We start from the raw sequence: 25,912 nt of genomic DNA on the forward strand, positions 1-25,912 counted from the left end.
AACGGGAGGCCTTCGAAGGCTTTTCATTTTCCCGCTCAACGTGCGATGTGGACAGGTGGCCGAGTGGTTAAAGGCAGCAGACTGTAAATCTGCCCGCGCAAGCGTACGCTGGTTCGAATCCAGCCCTGTCCACCACCGCAACTCAAGCGATCACCACAACCTTTCCGCCCGTACAGCGCGCGCAGGAACCAGCGTTCGTGACGCAGTCACGACTAGCTGGTACGGAGTCGGAGCGAAGCGGAGACGGCCAGAGCGGAGCGGCGGCCAATCCAGCCCTAGGCGCTACGTCGGCACAAATCGCCAGCAGGCACGGCCCAGCTGCTCTCCATCGACCTCAGCCTGACCCGGCCCATAGTTGAACCAAAAGACGCCGCGCCCGGTCGTCACCTTGCGTAGTCCCCGCGAGAGCGAGATTGCCTCCAAACCTGAATCCTCGGCACCGCGGCCGACGATCTGGCGCAAAAGCGACCCCGTCAGCCATCCCGCCGCATAGCGAAAGCGGCCGCTTCGCCAGCAGGCCGCCACGCCATCGTCGCTCACCAGTTCCGCTTCCGCGTCGACCTCGGCATGATCGAGCCAACGCGTTAATTCCCATCCGTCACCGCGATGCACCAGTCCGGGGCGCAAGCTCTCGCTTCGCACAACTCTAAGCGGGATCACTTCGCGCAAAGCGCCCGGTGCCAGCGCATCGGGTATCGTCAGCTCGGCGGTCTTGCTCCCCGACCGCGGCCCGATCACGACTTGCGCCCCCGAACCTCGAAGGGCAGCAATCGACGCTTCGGGCACGTGAGGCAGGCATGGGACGACCACGAGGGCGTAGCCTTCCAGCGATGCGCCCGGCGGCACGAAATCGACGTTGAGCCCAAGCTCACGCAGCGCCGAATAACAGTCGAATGCGGCCCACAGTGCCGAGAGTCCTTCGCCTTGCGGCTGGATTTGGGTGATCCATTCGGCATCGTAGGCGAAGACAATAGCGGCCTGTCTGACCGGCTTGCCGATGTCGCCCAGCGCCGCGAGGGCCTCGGCAGACTGCCCTGCCTCGGCGAGCGCCGGACCCGGTTCGCCGTCCGGGCGCAGCAGCCCGGCATGCATTTGCTCCTGCGCGAAAGGCGCCTGCCGCCAGCGGAAATAGCACAGCATCTCCGCCCCATGCGCCGCCGCTTCCACGGTCCACAGATGCACCATCCCATCAAGCGGAGCAGGGTTATAGCGCGCCCAGTTGACCGGCCCCGGTTGCTGTTCGAGCACGCTCCACCGACCGTCCTTCGCACAGCCGCGGTAAAGATCGTGATGGAAGGCGGCGATGTCGGGGTGGCCGGTGCGCGCGTATTCGATCTTGTCGCTGTCGGAGAAGCGAAACATCTCCAGGAAGCCGAGCGGGTAGCTGTCCCAGCCGAGCACATCCAGCTGCTCACCGAGCGCGAAATGGTCGTAACCGGTGTAGAAGCCCATCGCATTGTGCGTGATGTCGCGGCCCGGCGAACGGCCGCGCAGGATGTCGACCTGCGCCTGGTTGAAGCGCAACACCTGGTCCGACGAGAACCGGCGGAAGGCGAGCCAGTGCGAGGGGTTGGCTTCGGTGACCGTAAGATTGGGCAGCTCGATTGCGTCGAAGCTGCGATATTCCATGCTCCAGAAGACATTGCCCCATGCCTCGTTGAGCGCTTGGATCGAACCGTAGCGCTCGGCGAGCCACACTCTGAAGGCTTCGCGCGCAGCGGGCGAAAAGCTCTGTACCGTATCGTGGCAGCCGTATTCATTGTCGGTTTGCCAGCTGACCACGGCGGGATGCTGGCCATAGCGTTCTGCGACAGCGCGGGTGATGCGCTTGGCCTCCTCGCGATAGCCGTCGTGCGAAAAGCAGTAGTGCCGACGCGAGCCGAAACCGCGCGGGCGCCCCTGTCGGTCCAGCGCCACCATGTCGGGCATGGCATCGACCAGCCATTTGGGCGGTGTCGCAGTCGGTGTGCCGAGGATGATTTCAAGACCTTCGCTCGCCAGCACATCGATCGCACGGTCGAGCCAGTCCCACTCGAACCGCCCCGGCTCCGGCTCGATCCGGCTCCACGCGAACTCGCCGATGCGGACGCACTTGAGGCCCGTCTCGCGCATCATCCTTGCGTCGGTCGGCCAGCGCTCCTCGGGCCAATGTTCGGGGTAGTAACAAACGCCGAGCTTCATCGCGGGCACCCTCTCCAGTTCGCTCGCGATGGCAGCAAGCGCAGAGGCTCGCAAGAGCGCTTGTCTTTTCGCCGTGCCACCCCCACAGGCGGGGCGTGAGCACGCACAAGACCTATGCGATTATCGGCTGCGGCATGATGGGCCGCGAGCATATGCGTAATATCGCGCTGGTCGATGATGCGGAGCTGGTGGCGATTGCCGATCCCGATGCCGGATCGCGCGACCTGGCGGCCAAACAGGCGGCAGAGCTGGGCCAATCGCCGGTTATCCTCGCCACGACCGACGAGCTGTTCGCGGCCACTTCGCCCGATGCGGTCATCGTCGCGTCGCCCAATTTCACGCATTTCGACGTGGTGCAGCCGATCATGGAGCGGGGCTGCGCGATCCTGCTGGAAAAGCCCATGTGTACGACCGTGGAGGATGCGCGCGCATTGGAGCGGCTGGTGGAGCAATACGAACCGCTGTTCTGGGTCGGGCTGGAATATCGCTACATGCCGCCGGTGACACGCTTCATCGAGCGGGTGCAGGCGGGCGAGGCGGGCCCGGTCAAGATGCTGACCATTCGCGAGCATCGCTTTCCCTTCCTTCCCAAGGTCGGCGACTGGAACCGGTTCAACTGCAACACGGGCGGGACGCTGGTCGAGAAGTGCTGCCATTTTTTCGACCTGATGCGGCATATACTGCAGGACGAGCCGGTGCGGATCTTCGCCAGCGGCGCGCAGGATGTGAACCATCTCGACGAGAGCTATGCGGGCGAGACGCCCGACATCATCGACAACGCCTATGTGCTGGTCGATTTCGCGGGCGGCGCGCGGGCGGTGCTCGATCTGTGTATGTTCGCGGAAGGCTCCCAAGAACAGGAAGACATCTATGTCGCCGGACCTGTCGGCAAGCTCGAAGTGCAATTGCCCGGCGGCAAGGTGATCTGGTCCCCGCGTGACCGAAGCGGGCCCTTCGTTGAGCAGGTCGATGTCACGCCCGAAGCGTTGGCGGCGGGCGACCATCACGGTGCGACCTATTACCAACTGCTCAAATTCCATGCCGCTTTGGCGGGGAGCACCGCGCCCCGGATCACCGCAACCGACGGTGTGCGCTCGGTAGAGATGGGGGCAGCGGCACAGCAAAGCATCGCGACGGGCCAGCCTGTCGCACTCGATTTCTCGAAGGGAGCAGCAGCGTGATCGAGACGATACCGCAAGTGGGGTTCGGCCTCTGGAAAGTGCCGGGCGAAGATTGCGAAAGGGTCGTGCTCGAGGCTATCCGCGCGGGCTATCGCCATTTCGATTGCGCTGCCGACTACGGCAATGAACAGGCCGTCGGCGCAGCTTTTGCCAAGGCGTTCGCTGACGGGCTGGTGCGGCGCGAAGACCTGTGGATCACCAGCAAGCTCTGGAACACGTTCCATGCCCCCGAGCATGTCGAGTTGGCCTGCCGCAAGTCGCTGTCGGACCTGCAGTGCGACTATCTCGACCTCTACCTGGTGCATTTCCCGATCGCGCTCGCTTTCGTGCCGATCGAAACGCGCTATCCGCCCGAATGGCTGCACGATCCCGATGCTGCCGAGCCGCGGATGAAGCCGGCCAGGGTGCCGCTGCATAGGACGTGGGCGGCGATGGAGGACCTGCGGCATGCCGGGCTGACGCGGCAGATCGGTGTCTGCAACTACAACACGGGCTTGCTGCACGACCTGATGCGCTATGCCGAGATCGCGCCGTCGGTGCTGCAGATCGAAGCGCATCCCTATCTGACGCAGGAAAAGCTGGTGCGGTTGGCCGGTGACTACGGGCTGCATGTGACCGCTTTCTCGCCGCTTGGCGCGTTGTCCTATGTCGAGCTGGACATGGCCGGGGCAGGCGACAGCGTGCTGACCGAGCCGGTCGTGACAGCGGCGGCGCAGGCGCATGGCAAGACACCGGCCCAAGTGGTTTTGCGCTGGGCTATCCAGCGCGGCACGTCGATCATTCCCAAGACCACCAAGCCAGAACGCATGCGCGAAAATCTCGCCATCGAGGACTTTGCGCTGAGCGAGGAGGAGATGGCGGCGATCAGCGCGCTCGACGCCGATCGCCGGTTCAACGATCCCGGCGTTTTCACCGAGGCCGCCTTCAACACTTTCCATCCGATTTACGATTGAGGCCGCGATGAGCAGCGAGGCGAACGAATTTCCGGGCATCATCGAAGGGCAGGGCGATCTGGCCGGCTTCCTGAGCGCCAACAAGGCCGCTGTGGATGAGGCGTTGGACTTTGCCGGGGCGCTGCTGTTTCGCGGGTTCGACGTGCCCGATCCGCAGGCGTTCGATGCGGTAGTCGAAAGCTACGGTGAGGAAGGCTTCACTTACGAAGACTCATTGTCCAACGCGGTGCGGACAAATGTGACTCCGCGCGTATTCACCGCCAACGAAGCGCCGCCGGAGACGGAGATCTTCCTGCATCACGAAATGGCACAGACGCCGCTCTATCCGAGCAAGCTGTTCTTCTATTGCGAAATCGCCGCCGGGGAGGGCGGGGCGACGCCGCTGTGTCGCTCGGACTGGGTGCTGGAGCGGCTTGAGCAGCGAGACGAAACGCTGGTCGAACGCTTCGCCGAGCAGGGCGTGCGCTATACCAATGTGATGCCGAGTGCAGACGATGCCGGGTCTGGACAGGGCCGCAGTTGGGGAAGCACCTTGAGTGCCGCAACGCGCGAGGATGCGGAGCGGCGTCTGGCGGAGCTGGGCTATGATTGGGAGTGGCAGGACGACGATGCGCTACGTGCGACGACACCGGTCCTGCCAGCAATACGCACGTTGCCGGATGGACGGCGGACGTTCTTCAATCAGCTGATCGCCGCCTTTCGGGGCTGGGCGGACCGCCGCAACGACCCGTCCAAGAGCGTCACTTTTGGCGATGGCACACCGATCACCGGCGAGCAGATGGCAGAGGCAATCGCGCTAGCCGACGAACTGACCTACGACCTCGCGTGGCAACAGGGCGACGTGGCGCTCGTCGACAATTTCCTCGTCATGCACGGCCGCCGACCATTCAGAGGCAAGCGCCGGGTTTTGGCGAGCCTGATCAGCTAGCCCGCGCGCGGCTGGACGCCCAGAGCCACATCGCCAGATTGCCGAGCGCTAGGGCGCCGAGCAGTCCGGGCAGAAGCGCGCCTGGTCCGGTGGCGCTGGCGAAACCGATCGGAGAGAACAGAATGTAGAGCGCGACCACGCAGGAAAAGAGCGTGATCGCAAGCGGCTTGGCAAATCGCCACGGGGTCATATCGACCTCGGCGCGGGGCGTGAAGCTCCAGCTCTGTTCGCGCGGCCGCCACCAGCCGATCCCCAGCATGATCGCGATCTCGGCAATGAACAGCAGCGCGTACTGATGCAGGAAATGGAGCGTGACGACATCGTCCAAGACGAAGCGCAGCAGGCCATAGACGACGACGTGAAAGACAATTGCGACCTTGGCCCCGAGCGCAGGCACGCGCCGCGTAAAAAGGCCAATGATCACAATGGCTACGGTGGGGATATTGTAAAAGCCTGTGAAGACACGAATGACCTGCCACAGTCCCTCGGCCGCGAAATAGAGCAGGGGCGCAACCGCGAAAGAGAACAGCGCGATGACCACGCTCGCGATCTTGGCGACGCGGATCAGTTCTCCATCGCTCGGCGTGGTCTTGCAGGCTGGGGCATACACGTCGAGGCTGAACAAGGTTGCGGCGCTGTTGAGCAGTGAATTGAAGCTGCTGAATACCGCGCCAAGCAGCACGGCTAGGAAGAAGCCCGATAGCCACAGCGGCAGCACATCCTGGATCAGCCGCGGATAGGCCTGGTCGATGGTTGCGAGGCCCGGACCGTAGAGGTGAAAGGCGATGACCCCGGGGATCATCATCAGAAACGGGACCAGCACTTTGAAAAAGCCCGAGAACAGCACGCCTTTCTGCCCTTCCGCGAGAGACTGCGCGCCGAGTGTGCGCTGGATCACGTACTGGTTGGTGCACCAGTAGAACAGATTGGCGAAGATCATGCCGGTGAAGATCGTGCCGAAAGGGGTGGGGCTGTCGGCACCGCCGATCGCGTCGAGCTTTTCCGGATGGTCGCTGACGAGGCGGTCGAAGCCGTCGCCGAAGGAGCCATCGCCCAGGGCCATAAGGCCAAGCACCGGAACAAGGATGCCGATGGCGAGCAGGCCAATCCCGTTGAGGGTGTCCGACACCGCAACCGCTTTCAGGCCGCCGAACACTGCGTAGATCGCGCCGGTCACGCCGATGACGATCACCGTCACGACCAGCGCCGGAAAATAGGCGAGCCCGGTCAGCGTCGGGACGGCAAACAGCTGCATCACCGCGATCGAGCCGGAATAAAGCACACTCGGAATCGTAACGAGGCCGTAGCCGAGCATAAACAGCACCACCGACATACGCCTGACTGTCGGGTCGAAGCGATCGTTGAGGAATTCCGGGAGGGTGGTGAAGGCCCCGGCCAGGTATCTGGGCAAAAACAGGAAAGCCATAGCGATCGTGGCGACTGCGGCGGTCACTTCCCACGCCATGCTGGACAGGTCGTATCCGTAGGCCGAGCCATTGAGCCCGATCAGCTGTTCCGCGCTGAGGTTCGTGAGCAGCAGCGAACCAGCAATGAATGTCGCTCCAAGGCCCCTGCCGGCGAGGAAATAGCCTTCCCTGCTGTCGACACTGCCGCGGGTCTTGAGCCAGCTGATCCACGCCACCAGTCCCATGAAAAGGGCGCAGGTGACCAGCGTAAAGAGGATCGATCCCGCGCCCATACGCAATGTTACTGCGCGAAGTGTCGCAATCGTGCAAGGATGCCGCCGAATTTGATGCGTTTTTGCAACGCAATGCTGCAATGCTGACAAAATCGGCACGAGAACGGTTGAGTCGCGCGATTCCCAAGTGTCATAGGACTGCCACACAAGACCCGGCCGACCGGGCTGGAAAGCATAACGTGCAAACGAATGCACCTGTATCGAGAGAGGACCCCCTGATGAAGCATACCCTATTCGCGACGACTGCCCTTGCCGTCTGTGCGGCTTTTGCCGCGCCCGCAGCGGCGCAGGACGTCGGCGATCCGGTGGTGACGGGCGATCCGCCGCCCGACGACGACATCATCGTCGTGACGGCGACCCGCCGCGCCGAGGACGTCCAGGACATCCCGCTCGCAGTGACCGCCGTCAGCCCGGCCCAGCTCGAGCGGCAGGGCGTAGTCAACGTGCAGGACATCACCTCCGTCTCGCCCAGCTTCTCGACCTCGAACGCGCAGCTCGCCTCAGGCTCGGTCGTGCTTCGTATCCGCGGCGTCGGCACCACTTCCAACAATATCGGCTTCGAAAGCGCGGTCGGCATCTTCATCGATGGCGCCTACCAGTCGCGTCCGGGTGTCGCGCTGAGCGAGTTCGTCGACGTCGAGCGCGTCGAAGTCCTGCGCGGGCCGCAGGGCACGCTGTTCGGCCGGAATACCTCGGCCGGTGCTCTCAACATCACCAATCGTCGCCCCGATCTCAGCGAGTTCGGCGGCTTCGCCAATGCCACTTACGGCAATCGCGACCTCATCAGCGTGCAAGGCGCGGTCAACGTACCGGTGTGCAGGACACGCTCGCTTTCCGCCTCACGGGCGCCTATCGCGAGCGCGACGGCTACTACACGCTGGTCAACGGCGCCGGTCAGGAGATCGGCGAATCCAATGCGCAGGATCAGTTCCTCGTGCGCGGCCAGGTCGGCTGGGAAACCGAAAGTGGCATCTCTGGCCGCATCATCGCCGATTACAGCGAAAGCAACGCGCCGTTCGGCGCCGCGCTCGAAGTGCTGCGATCCCCGCTTGAACCGCTTGGCGCTTTCGCGGCTGTCGGTCTTGGCGCGCGTGGCGGCATGGCGGCACCAGACGTTGCCACATTCCCGGGCGATAGCACCGGGCTGGACAACGCCGTCGACAACCGGATCGCGACGGTCAATTTCGAGCCGATCACCCAGGTCGAAAACTGGGGCATCACCGGCGAAATCGAAATCCCGCTCGGGAGTGCAGCAGACCTGATCTACATCGGGTCCTATCGTGAATTCGATTCCTTCGAGGCTTACGATTCCGATTTCTCCGGCCTCGACGTGTTCAATGTGACCGGTAACACGACCGCCATCGAGACCATGACTCACGAGCTGCGCATTCAGGGCGATGCCTGGGGTGGCCGTTTGAGCTGGTTGATCGGTGGTTATTATTCCGATGAAGATATCACTCAGGCGGCGTCGTTCCAGCTCGGCACGCAGTATGACAACTTGGTTGGCGCACTGTTCGGCGGAGCTGCCGGTCCGGCACCGCTGCAATTGTTCTCCGGCGGCGTAAATCCTGCCGGCACGACCAATACCAACCTGTATTCGCAGAGCAGCACCAGCTGGTCGGTATTCACGCACAACACGCTGGAGCTGGCGCCAGGCCTCGACTTCACGCTCGGTCTGCGCTGGTCGGATGAGAGCAAAGACGGTGCTTTCGCCCAGGGCAACAACAACAACCAGATCTGTCCGGCAATCCTCGCCTCGATCGGAGCAGGTAGGGTTCCAGGACCGCTCGTCACGCCGGTCTTCGGTACCGGGTGCTTCGCCTTCACGGCACCGGCCGACCTGCCGGCGGCTGCGGTGTTCCCGCTGCCGCGGACCTTTGCGGACACTTTCGAAGACGATGAGCTGATTTACACCGTCAAGCTGGCTTACGAGTTTGCAGCGCCGATCAATGTCTATGCGAGCTTCACGCATGGCTACAAGTCGGGCGGCTTCAACCTCGATTCGACCGCAGCTGCCGGCGGTGCCGATCCGCGCTTCCTGTCGGAAGAGGTCGATGCCTACGAAATCGGCATGAAGGCGCGTCTGCTCGACCGGGCGGTCACGCTCAATGTCGCGGCCTTCCGCGAGGAGTTCAGCAACTTCCAGGTGCTCGAATTCACCGGCGCGCAGTTTACCACTTTCAATGTGCCGAAGGCCAACACGCAGGGTCTGGAAATCGAATCGACCATCCGGCCGAGCGACGAACTGACCTTCAATCTCGGCCTTACCTACACCGATGCCAGCTACCCGAACGATTGCAATGGGACGCAGACCGCACCGAACGTGCTGGCGCTGTGCGGCAATTCGCTGACCAACGCCCCCGAATTCGTCGGCATCGTAGGTGCGCTCTACGAGCGGGAAGTGGGCAATTCGCTGCGCTTCTTCCTGACCGGCCAGGTGCGGATGGAGAGCGACCGCCGCACGTCGACGCAGGCGGTCGATCCGGCAAACCTCGCCGCGCGGATCCCGGTTCCGTTCGACCAGCAGGACGGCAATATCAAGGTCAACCTGCGGGCCGGCCTCGGCGATATCGACAAGGCGTGGACGGTCGAGGCTTTCGTCAACAACCTGACGAACGAGATCACCCGCGGCGTCACCTTCAACACGGTGCTGCGTTCGGGTTCGCGCTCGGCCTTCATCCAGGAGCCGCGCAGCTACGGTATCACCGTCCGCGGCGAATTCTGATCTGAATTTCCGATCAACGGCAACGGCCGCTCGCTCCTTCGGGATCGGGCGGCCGTTTCCTTTTGTGCAAGCAAACCGCTTGCCCGGTGCATCCCGGACAATTAGTCAGGCGCGCATGAACACAATAGCCAGTGAAAACACCGGTCGCCCCGTCATTTCCTCAACCGGGCTTTTCACCCCAGAGGAATCGATTTCCAACGAAGAACTGGTCGAAGCCTTCAACGCTTTCGTCGACCGCCATAATGCGGAACATGCCGATGCGATTGCGGCGGGCGAGGCGGAAGAATTGCAGCATAGCTCCGTCGAATTCATCGAGAAGGCGAGCGGGATCAAGTCGCGTCACGTGATGAACAAGGCGCCGATCATCGATCCGGCCATCATGGAGCCGCGCCACCGCGAGCGCAGCAATGACGAACTGTCGCTGATGGCGGAAATCGGCGTTGCCGCATCCAGGCAGGCGCTGGAGCGGGCGGGGCGCGACGTGGCCGATGTCGATGCCGTGCTGTGCGCCGCTTCGAACATGGAGCGGCCCTATCCGGCGATGGCGGTCGAAATCCAGCAGGCGCTCGGGATCGACGGGTTCGGCTTCGATATGAATGTCGCCTGCTCGTCGGCGACTTTCGGTATCCAGACCGCGGCGGACTATGTCCGCGCAGGCAACGCCAAGAGCGTGCTGGTGGTGAGTCCCGAGATCACGTCGGGCCATCTCAACTGGCGCGACCGCGACAGTCACTTCATCTTCGGCGATGTCGCAACCGCCGTGCTGGTAGAGGATGCGAGCATCGCGCCGGCCGAGCATTGGGACATCCTCGGTACGAAGCTCAAGACGGTGTTCTCCAACAACATCCGCAACAATTTCGGCTTCCTCAACCGCGCCTGTCCTGAAAGCCAGGGCAGCCCAGACAAGCTGTTCGTCCAGGAAGGACGAAAGGTCTTCAAGGAAGTCGTGCCGATGGTTGCACACATGATCGTCGAGGAAGCGGAGCGGCTCGGCATCGATCCCAAGGCTCTGCGCCGGATGTGGCTGCACCAGGCCAATGCCGGGATGAACCGGCTGATCGCGCACAAAGTGCTGGGGCACGAGGCGGAAGAGGACGAGAGCCCGACGGTTCTCGATACCTATGGCAACACGTCGAGCGCGGGCTCGATCATCGCCTTCCACCAGCACTCGGGCGACCTCGCTCCGGGCGATACCGGGCTGATCTGCAGCTTCGGCGCGGGCTATTCCGCCGGGACGGTTTTCGTTCGCAAGGCGGCCTGATGCCCTGCGCCGACAAGTTGTTTTCCTTGTCGCCCCCGTTTCCAGCACCTAGGTGAGGCCCCATGGCAAATGATTTGCTCGACAATAAGGGTCGCGGCGAGGCCGGCTGGAGCTGGCCCGCCATCCATCCCGAGGGGCGCAAATACGGGCTGGTGGTGGCAGCCGCTTCGCTTGTCACCGCCTTCCTTGCATGGGAGACGATCGCCTGGCCGCTGGCCTTCCTCGCGCTGGGCGTGCTCGCTTTCTTTCGCGATCCCGAGCGCATCGTCCCGCATGACGAAAAAGCCATCGTGTCGCCTGCCGACGGCATGGTGTCTCTGATCAGCGAAGTGGAACCTCCGCCCGAACTGGCGATGGCCGATGCTGCCGGCAATCCGGGCCTCGGCGATGCGCCGTTGACCCGCATCTCGATTTTCATGAGCGTGTTCGATGTCCACATCAACCGCACCCCCATCGCCGGGCAGGTCAGCCGCCTGATTTACGTTCCGGGCAAGTTCCTCAACGCCGATCTCGACAAGGCCAGCGAAGAGAACGAGCGGCAGCACCTGCTGGTTTCGCGCCCCGACGGTTTGCAGATCGGCTTCACTCAGATTGCCGGTCTCGTCGCGCGCCGGATCGTGCCCTTCGTCAAGCAGGGCGACATTGTGGCCGTGGGCCAGCGCATCGGCCTGATTCGCTTCGGCAGTCGCGTCGATGTCTATCTGCCGGCCGGCACGGCGCCGGCGGTCATCAAGGGACAGAAGGTCGTCGCCGGGGAAACGGTGCTGGCGCGTGTCGGTGAGAACAGGCTTTTGGAAGGTAGTGCACAATGAGCGGCGAACGCGAACGGCTCGGGCCCCAGGCCGCCGAAGACGATCCGCCCGTGCTCGGCACCGCGAAGGGGCTGACCCTGCGGGCGGTCGTACCCAACGCCATAACGGTGGCCGCGCTTTGTGCCGGCCTCACGGGAATCCGCTTCGGCATAGCCGAGCAATGGACACTGGCGATCGCGGCGATCGTGATCGCGGGCGTGCTCGACGGCATGGACGGGCGTATTGCCCGCCTGCTGAAGGGCCAGACGCGGTTCGGCGCGGAGCTCGACAGCCTCGCGGATTCGCTCTCCTTCGGCATGGCGCCGGCGATCGTGCTTTATCTGTGGTCGCTGCAGGACCTGCCGCGCCTGGGCTGGTTCGCCGCGCTCGCTTTCGCAATCGCCTGCGCCTTGCGGCTGGCGCGCTTCAATGCGCAGATCGATGTCGATGAACAACCGCACAAGTCGGCGGGCTTCCTGACCGGAATTCCCGCACCTGCCGGGGCAGGGATCGCTTTCCTGCCGGTCTACCTGTGGTTCATCACCGACAACGACATTTTCCGCGAACCACTGGTGGTAGCACCGTGGATGGCGCTGATCGCGGTGCTGATGATTTCGAATATCGCGACGTTGAGCTGGACATCGATCCGCCCGCGACGCTCGATCAGGCTCGAATTCATCTTCTTCGTGGGGTTGCTATTCGCCGCGCTGTTGCTGGAGCCGTGGTGGACCCTTGCCGCCATCAGCATCGGTTACCTGGCGCTCATGCCCTATGCGTTAATCCGCTATGGCAGGATCAAGCGGCAGCGCGCAGCGGACCGAGCCCGCTGACGGCAGCGGTTGCCCGAATGTTGGACGGCACGAATTGCACGATGGTGGCGCTCCGCGTGGGGTAGTCGCCCCCGATGCCGAAGCCGGTCAGCGCGCGATAGGCATTGCGCCCCCGGACGGCAGTGTCGAGCAGCACCAGCGCGCTCGCCAGCGCGGCCAGTACGAACAAAATGGCGAAGATTGCAGTCAGCATGTCCAGTCTCTCAGTCGATGTCCGCAAACCTGTGTGAAGGCTGTGGATATGTAGTGGAAACACGGGCGGAGTCGCTTTGTTCCCGACCCGTTCCTTGTTCCGCAAATGTTCCGCGACGTCAAGACGCCATTTTCTCTTTTTGTTCTCACGTCTTCAAATTAGGGCTGGATTTCTCCCCGCGCGCCCCTTAAGTGCGCGCGCATCCATCGGTCCTGACTCGATTTCGGGCGGCGATCGGCGGAAATCCACATGGAGAGCACACATACCGGTGCCGCAGCGGGCGATCCGCTTGGGTTCCAGCTCTTCAGAGGCTTAACCGGAAAGGAATTATCTATGGCGGCTCCTACCGTTACCATGCAGCAATTGATCGAAGCCGGATCTCATTTCGGCCATCAGACCCACCGCTGGAACCCGCGGATGAAGCCGTATATCTTCGGCGCCCGCAACGGTGTTCACATCATCGATCTGTCGCAGACCGTGCCACTGATGGCGCGCGCGCTCGATTTCGTGCACGCCACCGCCAATGCCGGCGGCAAGGTGCTGTTCGTGGGCACCAAGCGCCAGGCGCAGGAGCCGATCGCCGAGGCAGCGCGTTCGAGCGGTCAGCACTTCGTCAACCACCGCTGGCTTGGCGGCATGCTGACCAACTGGCAGACGATTTCGAAATCCATCAAGGAACTCAAGAGCCTCGAGGAACAGCTTTCGGGTGAAACCCATGGCCTGACCAAGAAGGAAGTCCTGAACCTTACCCGCAAGCGCGACAAGCTCGAGCTCTCGCTCGGCGGCATCCGCGACATGGGCGGCGTGCCCGACGTGATGGTCGTGATCGACGCCAACAAGGAAGACCTCGCGATCAAGGAAGCCAATGTGCTCGGCATCCCCGTCGTCGGCATCCTCGACACCAATGTCGATCCGAGCGGCATCGCTTTCCCCGTCCCGGGCAATGACGATGCGGCGCGCGCCGTGCGTCTGTATTGCGATGCCTTCGCGCAGGCTGCCTCCAAGAACGGCGGCGGCGCTAATGTCGGCGAGATGGAAAATCCGCCGGTCGAAGCGACTGCCGACGCGTAAGCCGTAACGGCTGCGCCACAATCCAATTCTAGTTGCCCGGCGCGCTCTCGATCCGAGCGGGCCGGGCGCAGGACCGTAAATCTCTACCCAAGGAAAATATCATGGCTGGTTTCACTGCCGCTGATGTGAAGAAACTGCGCGAAATGTCCGGCGCGGGCATGATGGACGCCAAGAAGGCGCTCGAAGAAACCGGTGGCGACCTCGAAGCTGCCGTCGACGCGCTGCGCGCCAAGGGCCTCGCCGCCGTCCAGAAGAAATCTTCCCGCACCGCTGCCGAAGGCCTCGTCGGCGTCGCTGTGGAAGGCACCAAGGGCGTGGCCGTCGAAGTGAATTCTGAAACGGACTTCGTTGCCAAGAACGACCAGTTCCAGGATTTCGTGCGCAAGACCACTGCCGTCGCGCTCACCATCGATGGCGACGATGTCGAAGCGCTTAAGGCTGCCGACTATCCCGATGGCGGCACCGTCACCGACAAGCTGACCAACAATGTCGCGACGATCGGCGAGAACCAGCAGGTCCGCCGCATGAAGACCGTTACGGTGTCGCAGGGCGTGGTCGTGCCTTACGTGCACAACGCCGTCGCGCCGAACCTCGGCAAGATCGGCGTGCTCGTCGCGCTCGAGTCGGACGCTTCGGCCGATGTGCTCGAGCCGCTCGGCAAGCAGCTCGCCATGCACATTGCCGCCGCTTTCCCGCAGGCTCTCGACGCGGACGGCCTCGACGCCGACCTGATCGAGCGCGAGCGCAAGATCGCTGCCGAGAAGGCTGCCGAAAGCGGCAAGCCGGAAAACGTGCAGGAAAAGATGGTCGAAGGCGCGATCAAGAAGTTCGCCAAGGAGAACGCTCTCCTCAGCCAGGTCTTCGTGATGGACAACAAGACCGCCATCGCGGACGTGGTTCTTGCCGCTGGCAAGGACGCCGGCACCACGATCACGCTGAAGGACTATGTCCGCTTCCAGCTCGGCGAAGGCATCGAGAAGGAAGAAAGCGACTTCGCCGCGGAAGTGGCTGCTGCCGTCAAGGGCTGATCGCCTCTCGAAGATTACACTTGGTTTACACCAAAACGAGCGGCCGCCGGACAACAGTTCGGCGGCCGTTTTCGTGTGGTCCGCTTCGGGAAAGACGCGTTGGTTCGATCAAACGCATTCGGCGGTGCGCTGCGCCATAGGGGCGCGCATGGATTCGCGGGAACGACGATGTGAAAGAGCCCGTCCTGAGCCTGACGAAGGATCGATGCGAAGCTAGCAAATCGGCAGGCATGTAGGAAAATGGTTTCTCATCGTGGCGGTGGGATAGAAGATGACTTGGCGCGGCAGCTTGCGGCCTTAATTACGGTCATTCTCGATATTGGAAACCACACCAAAAACCCTCTAGTAGCTCACTATCTTGATTTTGAAGACGAGGTCATATTCAGGCCGCGTCCCGCGTGACCAGTCGTCTTTCTCCAGCGAAATCGTGTGGGTGGTGCTCGCTATTTCAAAATCTTCCAGCGCCTCAATCTTTCGCTCGATTCGCTTGGTGGGTGCAGATTGGCTTGCTTTAAGCAGGAGATAGAGCGCCGCCTGCGCGAACAGTGCGCGAGCTTCACCATCATCGTCGGGCGCATTAACGTTCAATTTGAGCCTGAGTTGCTTAGCGCAATTGGCTTCGCCCTCAATGTAATAGGCGACATTGTTCCGAGGAAATCCGCTGCCAATGGGCTTGAGTTCTGTTTCTGCGAACCAATTCCCTTCATACCGTTGATGATAATCGCGCGTTTCGAGCTCGAAGGTACGCATGAAATCCTTTGCTGACCACGGCGACCAGCCATCTTTCGGCTCGACTTCAGGCGGCGACTTCTCGCGCTTCAGAACGGCTTCCACATCCTCGAAGAGTTTGCGGGCCGCTTCTTTCGTTTCAGGGCGCTCGCGCTGCACAACCCTATGCCAACGTTCGAGATAGTCGAGATTGGTACGGCACCTGATGCCCGCTTGCCGCTTTGAATACTTGAGGAGCTTCTTATCCATCCAGAGCGACAGGCTGGCGAAAATTCTCTCATAAGCCATGTATACACCAAGGCCGAACAGAAACGGTAGAAACAGCAGTGAGAGAAGGATCGGAATTATGAAGGCACGAAGCGTATCGAGTCCATTGATTTCCCCGTACCCGGCCCATGTCTGCCAAAGGCTGAGCGAGAGATAAGACAAACCCACGATCGCGAGGATTGCGCCGAGCAGCTTTTCTACTGCCGCATGCTCTTCCTTCATCTTCGCCAACTCGTGCATTAGCGTGAGTAGGGTCACAACCGGAAGCGCGATCAACTCGACTACAAGCGAGAAACTGTGCAATTCAATGAAGAAGATGAGCACTGCCGTGACGTTAAAGACATCCCGAATGATCTTGCCCATGAACCGCTTGTCTGACGCCATCTTGTGCGCCTCGAACATCGTTACCAGCCCAAATGTGATTGCCCATGTTAGGGTCATGTAAATGAAATCGGTGGTCCAGATGTCGCGCCAATAAAGCAACCAAATCGTGCCCATGATGTAGAGCGCCGCCACAGCGACCACCCGGAGGATGACTGGTTGGCAAAAGGCCTTGATGACGGCGCCTAGCGATTGCCTAACCTTCGGCGTCGCCAGCATCCAGATCAGGAAGAGCCCGATCCAGATAAGTGTAGCAATCTCGCGATTACTCAATTGCTTGAGAAGCTCTGCCATCGGAAGGATATTGAGTGCCTAGCTACATTTGGCAAACATCGGAATCGCAGAAACAGCATATTTGTTGTCCTACGGTCTGCTCTGCTTGATGCGCCAGCGAAAGCCGTCAGTCAGCTCTCCACCCCATTCCTAAACTTCGCACTTTGCCCTCATGCTGACGGGAGCCAGTCTGGATGCCATCGCCGCTCATCGCGCCTCCGCTCGCAGCGTCACCAACCAGATATCTGGCCGGGTGAACAGCCGCATCGGGATCAGGATCGTGCCAAGCCCCGCGCCCGTAATGACCGCCTTCGCCTATATCGACGACCCAGGCCTGGTCGCCGGCGACAATGACCTGGCACGGCCCGGCGCGATCGGGATTGGGGAGGGGCGAACCCGTGCCGCACAGTACCAGGTGCAGCCCATCGTCGAAGGTCAGGCCGTTGCCGGCAACGCGCGCCTCGGCCGCGCGCTCGAAGACCGCCTGGCCGATCTGCCGCTGGAACAACAGGGTCGCACCCACAATCAGCAGGATCAGCGCCAACAACCCCAACGCAATTTTCTTGGCCATTGCCGCTCTCCCCCGATGCACAGCCTTTCCCTTTGCGCCACCCTAGCTTGCTCGCTAAGGGACGTGCCACCCTGAAATCGTAACGGATTCTGCACCTCCCATGGCTCTTCCCGAGATGAAACGCGTCCTGCTGAAGCTCTCCGGCGAAGTGCTGATGGGGGAGCAGGATTACGGTATCGATCCGGCCTTCGTCATGGAACTGGCGAAGGAAGTGAAGGCGGCCAGGGAGCAGGGTCTGCAGATCTGTCTTGTGATCGGCGGCGGCAACATCTTCCGCGGGATGGCGGGCGCAGCGCAGGGGATGGAGCGCGCGCAGGCCGATTACATGGGCATGCTGGCAACCGTCATGAACGCGCTGGCGATGCAGAGCGCGCTCGAGCAGCTTGGCGTGCATACGCGTGTGCAGTCGGCGATCCAGATGGACCAGGTCTGCGAGCCGGTGATCCGTCGCCGCGCCGAACGGCATCTCGAAAAAGACCGCGTGGTGATCTTCGCTGCCGGTGTCGGCGCGCCCTATTTCACCACCGACAGCGGGGCGGCATTGCGCGCGGCGGAAATGAATTGCGACGCGCTGCTCAAAGGCACCAGCGTCGACGGGGTGTATGACAGCGATCCCAAGACCAACCCCGATGCCAAACGTTACGATACGGTGGGGTACGGCAAGGTACTGGCCGACAACCTCAAGGTCATGGACGCCTCCGCCGTGGCGCTGTGCCGCGACAACGACATTCCGATCATCGTATTCTCGATCCGCGAGAAGGGTAACCTGGCCCGTGTCCTCGCCGGCGAGGGTGTGCAGACGGTCGTGCAGAATTGAGATAGAACAAGAGTTTGCAAGGGGAAGTTTGAGATGGCGAAATACGACAAGGCCGATATCGAGCGCCGCATGGCGGGCGCGGTCGAAAGCCTCAAGAGCGATCTTTCCGGCCTGCGCACGGGCCGTGCCAACACCAGCCTGCTCGATCCCGTGGTGGTCGAGGTCTATGGCGCGATGATGCCGCTCAACCAGGTCGCGACGGTCAATGCGCCCGAGCCGCGCATGCTCGCGGTGCAGGTGTGGGACAAGGCCAATGTCTCGGCGGTCGAGAAAGGTATCACAAAGGCCAATCTCGGCCTCAACCCGATGACCGATGGGCAAACGGTGCGCCTGCCGATGCCCGACCTGACCGAGGAACGGCGCAAGGAGCTCGCCAAACTCGCGGGCCAGTATGCCGAGAAGGCCAAGATCGCCATCCGCAACGTCCGCCGCGACGGGATGGAAGACCTGAAGGCCGACGAAAAGGCCAAGGACATCTCCGAAGACGACCGCAAGCGGATGGAGGACGAGGTCCAGAAGCTGACCGACAAATATGTCGCCGAAGCCGATTCCGCCGCCGAGGCGAAGGAAAAGGAAATCATGACGCAGTGAGGGGTTTTGCGATTTCCCCTCAGCCGTTCGGGCTGAGCCTGTCGAAGCCCTGTCCTTTTTCTGGCGAGCGTGTGGCTTCAAAAGAAAGTGCAGCCCTTCGACAGGCTCAGGGCGAACGGATTATGAATAATGTCCCATAATCCCGCCAAACACGTCGCCATCATCATGGATGGCAATGGGCGCTGGGCCAAGCGCAAGCACCTGCCGCGCGCCATGGGGCACCGCAAGGGCGTTGAGGCGGTGCGCGAGCTGGTGCGCAGCCTCAAGGACACCGATATCGAGTGCCTGACGCTGTACGCCTTCAGCTCCGAAAACTGGAAGCGGCCCGAGGACGAGGTCGACGACCTGATGGATCTGATGCGCAAGTTCATCAAATCCGACTTGCCCGAGTTCATTGCCAACGACGTGAAGCTGCACATCCTTGGCGACTGGCGCGCGCTCGCGCCCGATATCGTCGCCATGCTGGAAGATGCGCTGGAGCAGACCAAAAACGGCTCGCGCACGATAGCGGTGGCGCTCAATTACGGTGGCCAGGCGGAGATCGTCCACGCGGCGCGCGCGGCGGCCGCCACCGGTGAGATCACCGAAGAGGCTATCGAAGCCAATCTGTTCTCGGCCGGGCTGCCGCCGCTCGACTTGCTGATCCGCACCAGCGGCGAGGTGCGGCTGTCGAATTTCCTGCTGTGGCAAGCGGCCTATGCGGAAATGCTGTTTGTCGATACCTTGTGGCCCGACTTCACGCCTGCGCACCTGCAGCAGGCGCTCGACACTTTCGCCAACAGGGAGAGACGTTTTGGCGGACGCTGACAACGCACAGGCCATGCCGGTCGGGCGTATTCCCAGGCGCAATGCGGATTTGCCGGTGCGGCTGGCTTCGGCCGTTGTGCTGCTCGCGATCCTCGGTGCGGCGCTGTGGTTCAACGATCCCTACAAGATGTGGCTGATCGTCGTCGTAGCTTTGATCTGCTTCGTCGAGTTCGTGTTGCTGGTGGTCAAGGCGACCGATAATATGCCCTATCGCGGGGCGGGAATCCTCGCCGGCGCGGTCTATATCGGGCTCGCCGCGATCACCATGATCGACCTGCAATTGCAGGCTTTCGGCGCTGCCATAGGCGCGGTCGTGTTCACCGATACCTTCGCCTATTTCTTCGGCCGCGCCATCGGCGGGCCGAAGATCGCGCCGAGCATCAGCCCGTCCAAAACCTGGGCCGGACTGTTCGGCGGGATGATCGGCGCGGCGATCTTCATGATCGGCCTCGGCATCGTGCACTTCAGCGTGCAGGGCTACACCATCGGCGACATGGGGGCGGAATTGCAGGTCGAATTCGGCACCATCATCGCCATCGGCATGGCGCTGGCGGTGATCGCGCAGATGGGCGATTTCTTCCAGAGCTGGCTCAAGCGCAAGGCGGGGGTAAAGGATTCCTCGAAGCTGATTCCCGGCCATGGCGGCGTGTTCGACAGGATCGACGGACTCTTGCCTGTCAGCATCGTTGTCGGTGCGCTCGCCAATATATTCGCGGGCTAAGGCGATGCGTTCGATTACCATCCTTGGCGCTACGGGCTCGGTCGGGGCTTCGACGCTCGACCTGATCCGCCGCGAGCGCGAGGTGTGGCGCGTCGAAGCGCTGACCGCCAATTGCAGCGCGAAGGAGCTTGCCGCGCTGGCGCGCGAATTCGATGCCAAGGTTGCAGTAGTGGGCGACGAGGGGTGCCTCGCCGACCTGCGCGAGGCGCTGTCGGGTAGCGGGATCGAAGCGGCTGGTGGCCGCTCGGCTTTGTGCGAAGCGGCGGCGCGTCCGGTCGATATCACCGTCGCGGCGATCGTCGGCTGCGCGGGGCTCGGCCCGGTCATGGCGGCGATCGAGCAGGGCGGCACCATCGCGCTTGCCAACAAGGAAGCGCTGGTTTCCGCGGGCGACGTCATGACGGCGGCGGTCGCGAAGCACGGCGCGACGTTGCTGCCGGTCGACAGCGAGCACAACGCAATCTTCCAGTGCCTGCAGGGCAACACTATCGAGGAAGTGCGCTGGATCACGCTGACCGCCAGCGGGGGCCCGCTGCGCACGCTCTCGGCAGACGAGCTTCACGCCGTCACACCCGCGCAAGCCGTGGCGCATCCCAATTGGGACATGGGTGCCAAGATCAGCGTCGATTCAGCCACGATGATGAACAAGGGCCTTGAGTTCATCGAGGCGCACCACCTGTTCCCGGTCGGGCTCGACAGGATCCGGATCGTCGTTCATCCGCAAAGCGTGATCCATTCCATGGTCGAATATCGCGACGGCTCGACCCTCGCGCAGCTCGGGCCATCGGACATGAAAGTGCCGATCGCCTCGTGCCTCGCCTGGCCGCGGCGGATGGAAACGGGCTGCGAACCGCTCGACCTAGTGGCACAGGGCGAGCTGACCTTTTTCGCTCCCGACGAGGAGCGCTTCCCGGCCACGCGGCTGGCGCGCGAGGCGGCGGAGGCGGGCGGGTCGGCCCCGGCGGTGCTGAATGCCGCCAACGAGATCGCGGTCGCCGCCTTCCTCGACGGTCAGATACCGTTCACGCGCATTGCCCTATCGGTCGAGGACACCCTCGCGCAATCCGACCTGCCACCGGCACCGACTTCGCTCGACGACGTTCTTGCGGTAGACAGTGCCGCACGAGAGCGGGCCCGCGCCCTTCTGGAGATCGCCTGACCGATGTTCGAATCGCCGCCTTTCTGGATGTATATCCTCGGTTTCCTGCTGCTGCTGGGGCCGCTGATTACGCTGCACGAGCTGGGCCATTACCTCGTCGGGCGCTGGTTCGGTGTCGGCGCGCAGGCGTTCTCGATCGGTTTCGGCAAGGAGATGATCGGCTGGACCGACCGCTGGGGCACCCGCTGGAAGATCTCCGCACTTCCCCTCGGCGGATACGTCCAGTTCAAGGGCGACATGAACCCTGCGAGCGTGGGGGCGGCCGGAGACGCGCACGACGATACGACCTTCGGCGTCGGCACCGACGAAGCGCTGGCCGAGGACGATGATCGCGCGGTGGTCGGCGCGCCGTTCCACCATGCATCGCTGGGCAAGCGCGCCCTGATCGTCGCGGCCGGGCCGGTCGCGAACATCATCGTGACGCTGGCCATTTTCGCCGGCTTTTTCATGGCCATCGGCGAGCCGACCGCGCGCGATGTCGACGAACAGCTGACCGTGGCGGAATTCACCGAGGAATCGGCGGCGCAGCGGGCCGGCATCGCGATCGGCGACCGCATCGTCGCGGTCGAGGGCGAACCGATGGCGACGCTGCGCGATTTGCAGCAGGCGGTGATGCCCTATCCCGGTCGCACGCTCGATGTGACCGTCCTTCGCGATGGCGACGAGCAGACGATCCCCGTTCAGGTCCGCGGCGTCGAGATGGAGGACCGCTTCGGCAATCCCTCCAAGATCGGGCTGATCGGCGTGCAGGCCGCCGGTGCCGAATACGATTTCGAGCCGCGCGGGCCGATCGAGAGCGTGGGCCTGGCGGTCGAAAGCACGCTCGATATGGCCGACCTGATGGTGACCGGGGTGGCCCAGATCGTGACCGGCGAACGCTCGGTCAAGGAGCTCGGCGGACCCATCAAGATCGCCAAATATTCCGGCGAACAGCTGAGCCTCGGCTGGCTCGCTTTCATCAACTTCGCCGCGTTGATCTCGCTTAACTTGGCATTCATCAACCTCCTGCCAATTCCCGCCCTCGACGGCGGGCACCTGGCTTTCTACGCGGCAGAGGCTGTCCGTAGGAAACCGGTCGGCCCCCGCGGAATGGAACTGGCGTATCGCACCGGTGTGGGCCTCGTGCTCGTGCTGATGCTGTTCGTCACCTTTAACGACCTGGCCTCGCTTTCCCTGTTCGGGTGAATGTCGGGGACAGGACTGGAGCTAACGGGCCTATTCGGCAGGGATTGCTTGATCGGGGGCGACGCATCGGGCACAGGGCGGCGGATTGATGGATTGATCGATCCGGGCCCCGATGCGCCAGGCAGGCCATGCCGGGCCGGATGAGAAACTGGACGGGACAAATTTTCGCAATGAATGGCACCGCTAAGGGCCCTGCGCCTGTTTCGCGCAAGACCGGACAATGGGCGTTCGCACTGCTGTCGAGCACCATGCTGGCGGGCATTCCCGCCGGCGTGCTCGCGCAGGACACGACCATTCCGACGACTTCTGCAAACACCGCCCAGCCTGCGCCTGCACCGGCACCGCAACCGCAGGGCGACATCATCCAGACGATCGCCGTGCAGGGCGCCCAGCGCCTCGAGCCGCAGACGATCCTCACCTATATCGACATCCGCCCGGGCCAGGAATACACGCAGGTCCTCGCCGACCAGGCGCTGAAGGATCTCTACCAGACCGAGCTGTTCGCCAACGCCAGCGTCCGCAACGAGAACGGCAATGTCGTGATCGAGGTGACCGAAAATCCGGTCATCAACCGCATCATTCTGGAAGGCAACAAGCGGCTCAAGAACGACAAGATCGTTCCCGAGATCAAGCTGGCGCCGCGCCAGATCTTCACCCGTTCCAAAGTCCGCGCCGACGTCGCCCGCATCATCGAGCTCTACAAGCGGCAGGGCCGCTTTGCCGCGACGGTCGAGCCGAAGACGGTCCAGCTCAGCCAGAACCGCGTCGATCTGGTGTTCGAGATTACCGAAGGGCCCAAGTCCAAGGTTCGCCAGATCAACATCATCGGCAACGAGGTATTCAGCGACGGCGACCTCAAGGGCGAGATGGTCACCAAGGAATCGCGGCTGGTCAATTTCTTCAGCGGCAACACCAGCTACGATCCCGACCGGCTGGCGTTCGACCAGCAGAAGCTGCGCGAATTCTACCTCACCGAAGGCTATGTCGATTTCCGCGTCGTTTCCGCCGTCGCCGAGCTGACGCCCGACAAGGAAGACTTCATCATCACCTACGTCGTCGAGGAAGGCGAACGCTACAAATTCGGTGATGTGAAGGTCGATTCCAACCTGCGCGATTTCGACAGCGACACCATGACGCGCCAGCTCAATATCGAGAGCGGTGCATGGTACGATGCCAAGCGCATCGAGGACATTACCGAGCAGCTGACCGAGCTGGCCGGCACCTTCGGTTATGCTTTTGCCGACGTGCGCCCGCAGTTCGTCCGGAACAAGGACGAGTTGACGATGGACGTGACGCTGGTCATCAGCGAAGCCCCGCGCGTCTACGTCGAGCGGGTCGACGTCAACGGCAACACACTGACGCAGGACAAGGTCATCCGCCGCGAGATGCGCGTGGCAGAAGGCGACGCCTTCAACTCGCTCGCCGTCAAGCGGTCGACCAACCGCATCAACTCGCTCGGGTTCTTCCAGGAAGGCTTCGAGATCGAGCAGGCGGAAACCGCCGATCCCGACCGGATTATCCTCGAAGCCAATGTCGAAGAACAGCCGACCGGCGAACTGCAGCTTTCAGCGGGTTTTTCCTCGATCGAAAGCTTCCTGCTTGCCGCATCGATCCGGCAGCGCAACTTCCGCGGCCGCGGCCAGACCGTGGGGGCCGGTGTCCAGTGGTCGCGCTTCTCGCGCTCGGCCAACCTCAGCTTCACCGAACCCTATGTCTTCGACCGCAACATTTCGGCAGGCATCGATCTCTACCGCCGCGACATCAACAGCTTCAACTTCGTCGGGCGCGATCGCAACACGACGTTCGAGCAATCGACCACGGGCGCGCAGCTGCGTCTCGGCGTGCCGCTGACCGAATATTTCACGCTCATCGGTAGCTACACGCTCAACATCGACGACATCACGCTGGACGAAAACACCTTCTTCGCCGACTTCGATGGTGACGGGGTGCGGACCTGCGAACCGCTGCTCGCCGGCCGCTTCCTGTGCGATGTCATCGGCAGCCGGACGAGCTCGATCCTCGGCGCGAACCTCATTTACGACACGCTCAACAGTCGCTTCCGCCCCTCGGCCGGCGAGCAGGCGACGCTGGCGGTCAATTTCGCCGGGCTCGGTGGCGATGTGAAGTACATCAAGGCCGAACTGCGCGCCCGCAAATTCTGGCGTGTGCTCGGCAATTTCATCTTCTCGCTTTCGGCCGAGGGTGGCTACATCAAGGGTCTCGAAGATCGCGGCGGGCCGGGCGTGGACGACGTCCTTTTGACCGACCGCTTTTTCCTCGGCGAGCCGCAGATCCGCGGTTTCGACATTCGCGGCGTCGGCCCGCGCGTGCTACGCCAGCCGATCCTCGACGACGGGAGCGGCAATCCGGTGGTGATTACCGATCGCAACCGCATTTCCGACGATGCCATCGGCGGCAACACCTATTACCTCGGCCGTGCGGAACTCGAAATCCCGCTCGGCAGCGGCGCGGCCGATCTCGGCCTGCGTCCTTCGGTCTTCGTCGATGTCGGTGCGCTGTTCAATGTGACCGCCCCGACGCTGACGCAAAGCCCGTTCCCCGGCGGCCTCAGCTTCCAGGTGCGGGATGCCAGCGGCAATCCCTTGTTCATCAGCGAGGATGGATTACCTACCCTCGAAACGGTGGATTCGAACGGCAACCCGCTTTCGCCGCTGAACCAGACCATCGACCCCTTCCAGGAGGTGTTCCTGGGCGATTCCGCCAGTCCGCGTGTTTCGGTGGGTATCGGGGTCAACTGGAATTCGCCCTTCGGTCCGTTCCGGATCGACTTCGCCCACGTGCTGAAGAAACAGCCGGGCGACGACACCAAGAGATTCTCCTTCAACGTAGGTACACAGTTCTAATGCACACCTTCATCAAGACTTCGCTCACCGCCGCTCTCGCCGTCGCAGGCACCGGCATGGTCGCCGCTCCCGCCACCGCGCAGGTGGCCGGCATCGCGACCAGCAGCCCAGAAGCCACGATCCTGCAGTCGCAGGCGCGCATCAACGCCTATCAGCAGATCAGCCAGACCTATGCCACGCAGATCCAGCAGATCGGCACGGCAAGGCAGGAACTGCAGACGCTGCAGCAGGGCCTCGACACCAATAACGACCGCAACGTGACGCAGGCCGAAATCGACGCCCAGCCGGCCGTGTGGCAGCAGGTCGAGGCCAAGCAGGCGCAGATCGACCAGCTCTCGCAGCCGATCGTGATGGCGCAATATTACGTCATCGAGCAGCTGCTCGGCCGTTATGGCGAAGCGCAGCAGCAGGTGATCCAGCAGAAGAACATCCAGATCATGCTGGCGCCCGAAGCGTTTCAGTATGCCGCCGATGGTGCCAATGTGACGCCGGACATTCTCAATGCGCTGAACACGCTTGTGCCCTCGGTCAATACCACTCCGCCGGCCGGTTACCAGCCGCGCCGCGAGACCGTGGCCCTGCACCAGAGCGTGCAGCAGCTGATCATCGCCGCAGCTACCCAGCAGGCCCGCGCGCAGGCGGCCCAGGGTGGCCAGCAGCCGGCCCCGGCGCAGCAGCAGCCCACCGGTCGCTAAACCTCAGCGCG

General features: G+C 62.7%; 23 protein-coding genes and 1 tRNA gene. 19 read left to right on the top strand and 5 right to left on the bottom strand.

What is annotated here, in order from left to right; all coding sequences use genetic code 11:
• Positions 1 to 49 precede the first annotated feature (49 nt).
• Positions 50 to 135 (top strand) — tRNA-Tyr (locus EL2594_RS03670).
• 147 nt (positions 136 to 282) lie between these two features.
• Here EL2594_RS03670 and EL2594_RS03675 read toward each other — a convergent pair.
• Positions 283 to 2,181 (bottom strand): beta-galactosidase, encoded by a 1,899-nt coding sequence (locus EL2594_RS03675; protein WP_011413710.1) that lies wholly within the window; start codon positions 2,179 to 2,181, stop codon positions 283 to 285.
• Between the two features lie 95 nt (positions 2,182 to 2,276).
• Between EL2594_RS03675 and EL2594_RS03680 the strand changes: the two genes are divergently transcribed.
• The 3 genes from EL2594_RS03680 to EL2594_RS03690 are packed head-to-tail and all read left to right on the top strand — an operon-like array spanning position 2,277 to position 5,243.
• Positions 2,277 to 3,362: a Gfo/Idh/MocA family protein gene (locus tag EL2594_RS03680; protein ID WP_011413711.1), complete on the top strand. Its 1,086-nt coding sequence runs from the start codon at positions 2,277 to 2,279 to the stop codon at positions 3,360 to 3,362.
• Positions 3,359 to 4,315, top strand: a complete 957-nt coding sequence (locus EL2594_RS03685) for an aldo/keto reductase (protein ID WP_011413712.1) — start codon at positions 3,359 to 3,361, stop codon at positions 4,313 to 4,315. Before EL2594_RS03680 ends, EL2594_RS03685 begins: the two co-directional genes overlap by 4 nt.
• Before the next feature lie 7 nt (positions 4,316 to 4,322).
• Positions 4,323 to 5,243 carry a TauD/TfdA family dioxygenase gene (locus tag EL2594_RS03690; RefSeq protein ID WP_011413713.1) on the top strand — a complete coding sequence of 307 codons (921 nt, stop codon included), beginning with the start codon at positions 4,323 to 4,325 and terminating at the stop codon, positions 5,241 to 5,243.
• On the opposite strand, the gene EL2594_RS03695 is transcribed toward EL2594_RS03690, so the two are convergent.
• On the bottom strand, positions 5,236 to 6,942 hold the full coding sequence (locus EL2594_RS03695; protein WP_011413714.1) for a solute:sodium symporter family transporter: 1,707 nt from the start codon (positions 6,940 to 6,942) through the stop codon (positions 5,236 to 5,238). The genes EL2594_RS03690 and EL2594_RS03695 overlap by 8 nt on opposite strands.
• Positions 6,943 to 6,947: 5 nt before the next feature.
• Between EL2594_RS03695 and EL2594_RS15610 the strand changes: the two genes are divergently transcribed.
• The 5 genes from EL2594_RS15610 to EL2594_RS03720 all read left to right on the top strand — a co-directional run bounded on the left by EL2594_RS15610 (position 6,948) and on the right by EL2594_RS03720 (position 12,549).
• Complete coding sequence (locus EL2594_RS15610; RefSeq protein WP_233994307.1) at positions 6,948 to 8,204, top strand: TonB-dependent receptor plug domain-containing protein; 1,257 nt, start codon at positions 6,948 to 6,950, stop codon at positions 8,202 to 8,204.
• Entirely contained in the window at positions 8,087 to 9,667 is a 1,581-nt protein-coding gene (locus EL2594_RS15615) for a TonB-dependent receptor domain-containing protein (RefSeq protein ID WP_418904581.1), read from the top strand. Before EL2594_RS15610 ends, EL2594_RS15615 begins: the two co-directional genes overlap by 118 nt.
• A 115-nt stretch (positions 9,668 to 9,782) precedes the next feature.
• Positions 9,783 to 10,928: a beta-ketoacyl-ACP synthase III gene (locus EL2594_RS03710; RefSeq protein ID WP_011413717.1), complete on the top strand. Its 1,146-nt coding sequence runs from the start codon at positions 9,783 to 9,785 to the stop codon at positions 10,926 to 10,928.
• A 62-nt stretch (positions 10,929 to 10,990) separates the two neighbouring features.
• The gene (locus EL2594_RS03715; RefSeq protein WP_011413718.1) at positions 10,991 to 11,740 is read left to right on the top strand and encodes a phosphatidylserine decarboxylase; all 750 of its coding nucleotides are present in this window, start codon (positions 10,991 to 10,993) and stop codon (positions 11,738 to 11,740) included.
• Positions 11,737 to 12,549 carry a CDP-alcohol phosphatidyltransferase family protein gene (locus tag EL2594_RS03720; RefSeq protein ID WP_011413719.1) on the top strand — a complete coding sequence of 271 codons (813 nt, stop codon included), beginning with the start codon at positions 11,737 to 11,739 and terminating at the stop codon, positions 12,547 to 12,549. The genes EL2594_RS03715 and EL2594_RS03720 overlap by 4 nt, the downstream gene beginning before the upstream one ends.
• On the opposite strand, the gene EL2594_RS03725 is transcribed toward EL2594_RS03720, so the two are convergent.
• Positions 12,515 to 12,742, bottom strand: a complete 228-nt coding sequence (locus EL2594_RS03725; RefSeq protein WP_011413720.1) for a hypothetical protein — start codon at positions 12,740 to 12,742, stop codon at positions 12,515 to 12,517. The two genes, EL2594_RS03720 and EL2594_RS03725, sit on opposite strands and share 35 nt — an antisense overlap.
• A gap of 333 nt (positions 12,743 to 13,075) precedes the next feature.
• Here EL2594_RS03725 and rpsB point away from each other — a divergent pair, with 333 nt between their 5' ends.
• On the top strand, positions 13,076 to 13,813 hold the full coding sequence (gene rpsB, locus EL2594_RS03730) for a 30S ribosomal protein S2 (protein ID WP_011413721.1): 738 nt from the start codon (positions 13,076 to 13,078) through the stop codon (positions 13,811 to 13,813).
• Between the two features lie 101 nt (positions 13,814 to 13,914).
• On the top strand, positions 13,915 to 14,841 hold the full coding sequence (gene tsf / locus EL2594_RS03735; protein ID WP_011413722.1) for a translation elongation factor Ts: 927 nt from the start codon (positions 13,915 to 13,917) through the stop codon (positions 14,839 to 14,841).
• Positions 14,842 to 15,183: 342 nt separating this feature from the next.
• Here the strand turns inward: tsf and EL2594_RS03740 are convergent, their stop codons facing one another.
• On the bottom strand, positions 15,184 to 16,512 hold the full coding sequence (locus EL2594_RS03740) for a hypothetical protein (protein WP_011413723.1): 1,329 nt from the start codon (positions 16,510 to 16,512) through the stop codon (positions 15,184 to 15,186).
• A 106-nt stretch (positions 16,513 to 16,618) separates the two neighbouring features.
• A complete protein-coding gene (locus EL2594_RS15450) occupies positions 16,619 to 17,062 on the bottom strand; it encodes a hypothetical protein (RefSeq protein ID WP_011413724.1) in 444 nt (147 codons plus the stop codon).
• A gap of 100 nt (positions 17,063 to 17,162) precedes the next feature.
• Between EL2594_RS15450 and pyrH the strand changes: the two genes are divergently transcribed.
• From pyrH to EL2594_RS03785, 8 genes are all read left to right on the top strand, one after another.
• Entirely contained in the window at positions 17,163 to 17,879 is a 717-nt protein-coding gene (pyrH, locus tag EL2594_RS03750) for a UMP kinase (RefSeq protein ID WP_011413725.1), read from the top strand.
• 33 nt (positions 17,880 to 17,912) lie between these two features.
• Positions 17,913 to 18,470 carry a ribosome recycling factor gene (gene frr / locus EL2594_RS03755; RefSeq protein ID WP_011413726.1) on the top strand — a complete coding sequence of 186 codons (558 nt, stop codon included), beginning with the start codon at positions 17,913 to 17,915 and terminating at the stop codon, positions 18,468 to 18,470.
• 129 nt (positions 18,471 to 18,599) lie between these two features.
• Positions 18,600 to 19,277, top strand: coding sequence for a polyprenyl diphosphate synthase (gene uppS, locus EL2594_RS03760; RefSeq protein WP_011413727.1), 678 nt, complete (start codon positions 18,600 to 18,602; stop codon positions 19,275 to 19,277).
• On the top strand, positions 19,264 to 19,998 hold the full coding sequence (locus EL2594_RS03765) for a phosphatidate cytidylyltransferase (protein ID WP_011413728.1): 735 nt from the start codon (positions 19,264 to 19,266) through the stop codon (positions 19,996 to 19,998). Before uppS ends, EL2594_RS03765 begins: the two co-directional genes overlap by 14 nt.
• Positions 19,999 to 20,002: 4 nt before the next feature.
• Positions 20,003 to 21,157 (top strand): 1-deoxy-D-xylulose-5-phosphate reductoisomerase, encoded by a 1,155-nt coding sequence (dxr, locus tag EL2594_RS03770; RefSeq protein WP_011413729.1) that lies wholly within the window; start codon positions 20,003 to 20,005, stop codon positions 21,155 to 21,157.
• A gap of 3 nt (positions 21,158 to 21,160) precedes the next feature.
• Complete coding sequence (gene rseP / locus EL2594_RS03775; protein WP_011413730.1) at positions 21,161 to 22,342, top strand: RIP metalloprotease RseP; 1,182 nt, start codon at positions 21,161 to 21,163, stop codon at positions 22,340 to 22,342.
• A 170-nt stretch (positions 22,343 to 22,512) separates the two neighbouring features.
• Positions 22,513 to 25,206: an outer membrane protein assembly factor BamA gene (bamA, locus tag EL2594_RS03780; protein WP_011413731.1), complete on the top strand. Its 2,694-nt coding sequence runs from the start codon at positions 22,513 to 22,515 to the stop codon at positions 25,204 to 25,206.
• Complete coding sequence (locus EL2594_RS03785) at positions 25,206 to 25,901, top strand: OmpH family outer membrane protein (protein WP_011413732.1); 696 nt, start codon at positions 25,206 to 25,208, stop codon at positions 25,899 to 25,901. Before bamA ends, EL2594_RS03785 begins: the two co-directional genes overlap by 1 nt.
• The last annotated feature ends 11 nt before the right edge of the window (positions 25,902 to 25,912 follow it).

The organism is Erythrobacter litoralis HTCC2594, from assembly GCF_000013005.1.
Taxonomy (GTDB): Bacteria; Pseudomonadota; Alphaproteobacteria; order Sphingomonadales; family Sphingomonadaceae; genus Parerythrobacter; species Parerythrobacter litoralis_A.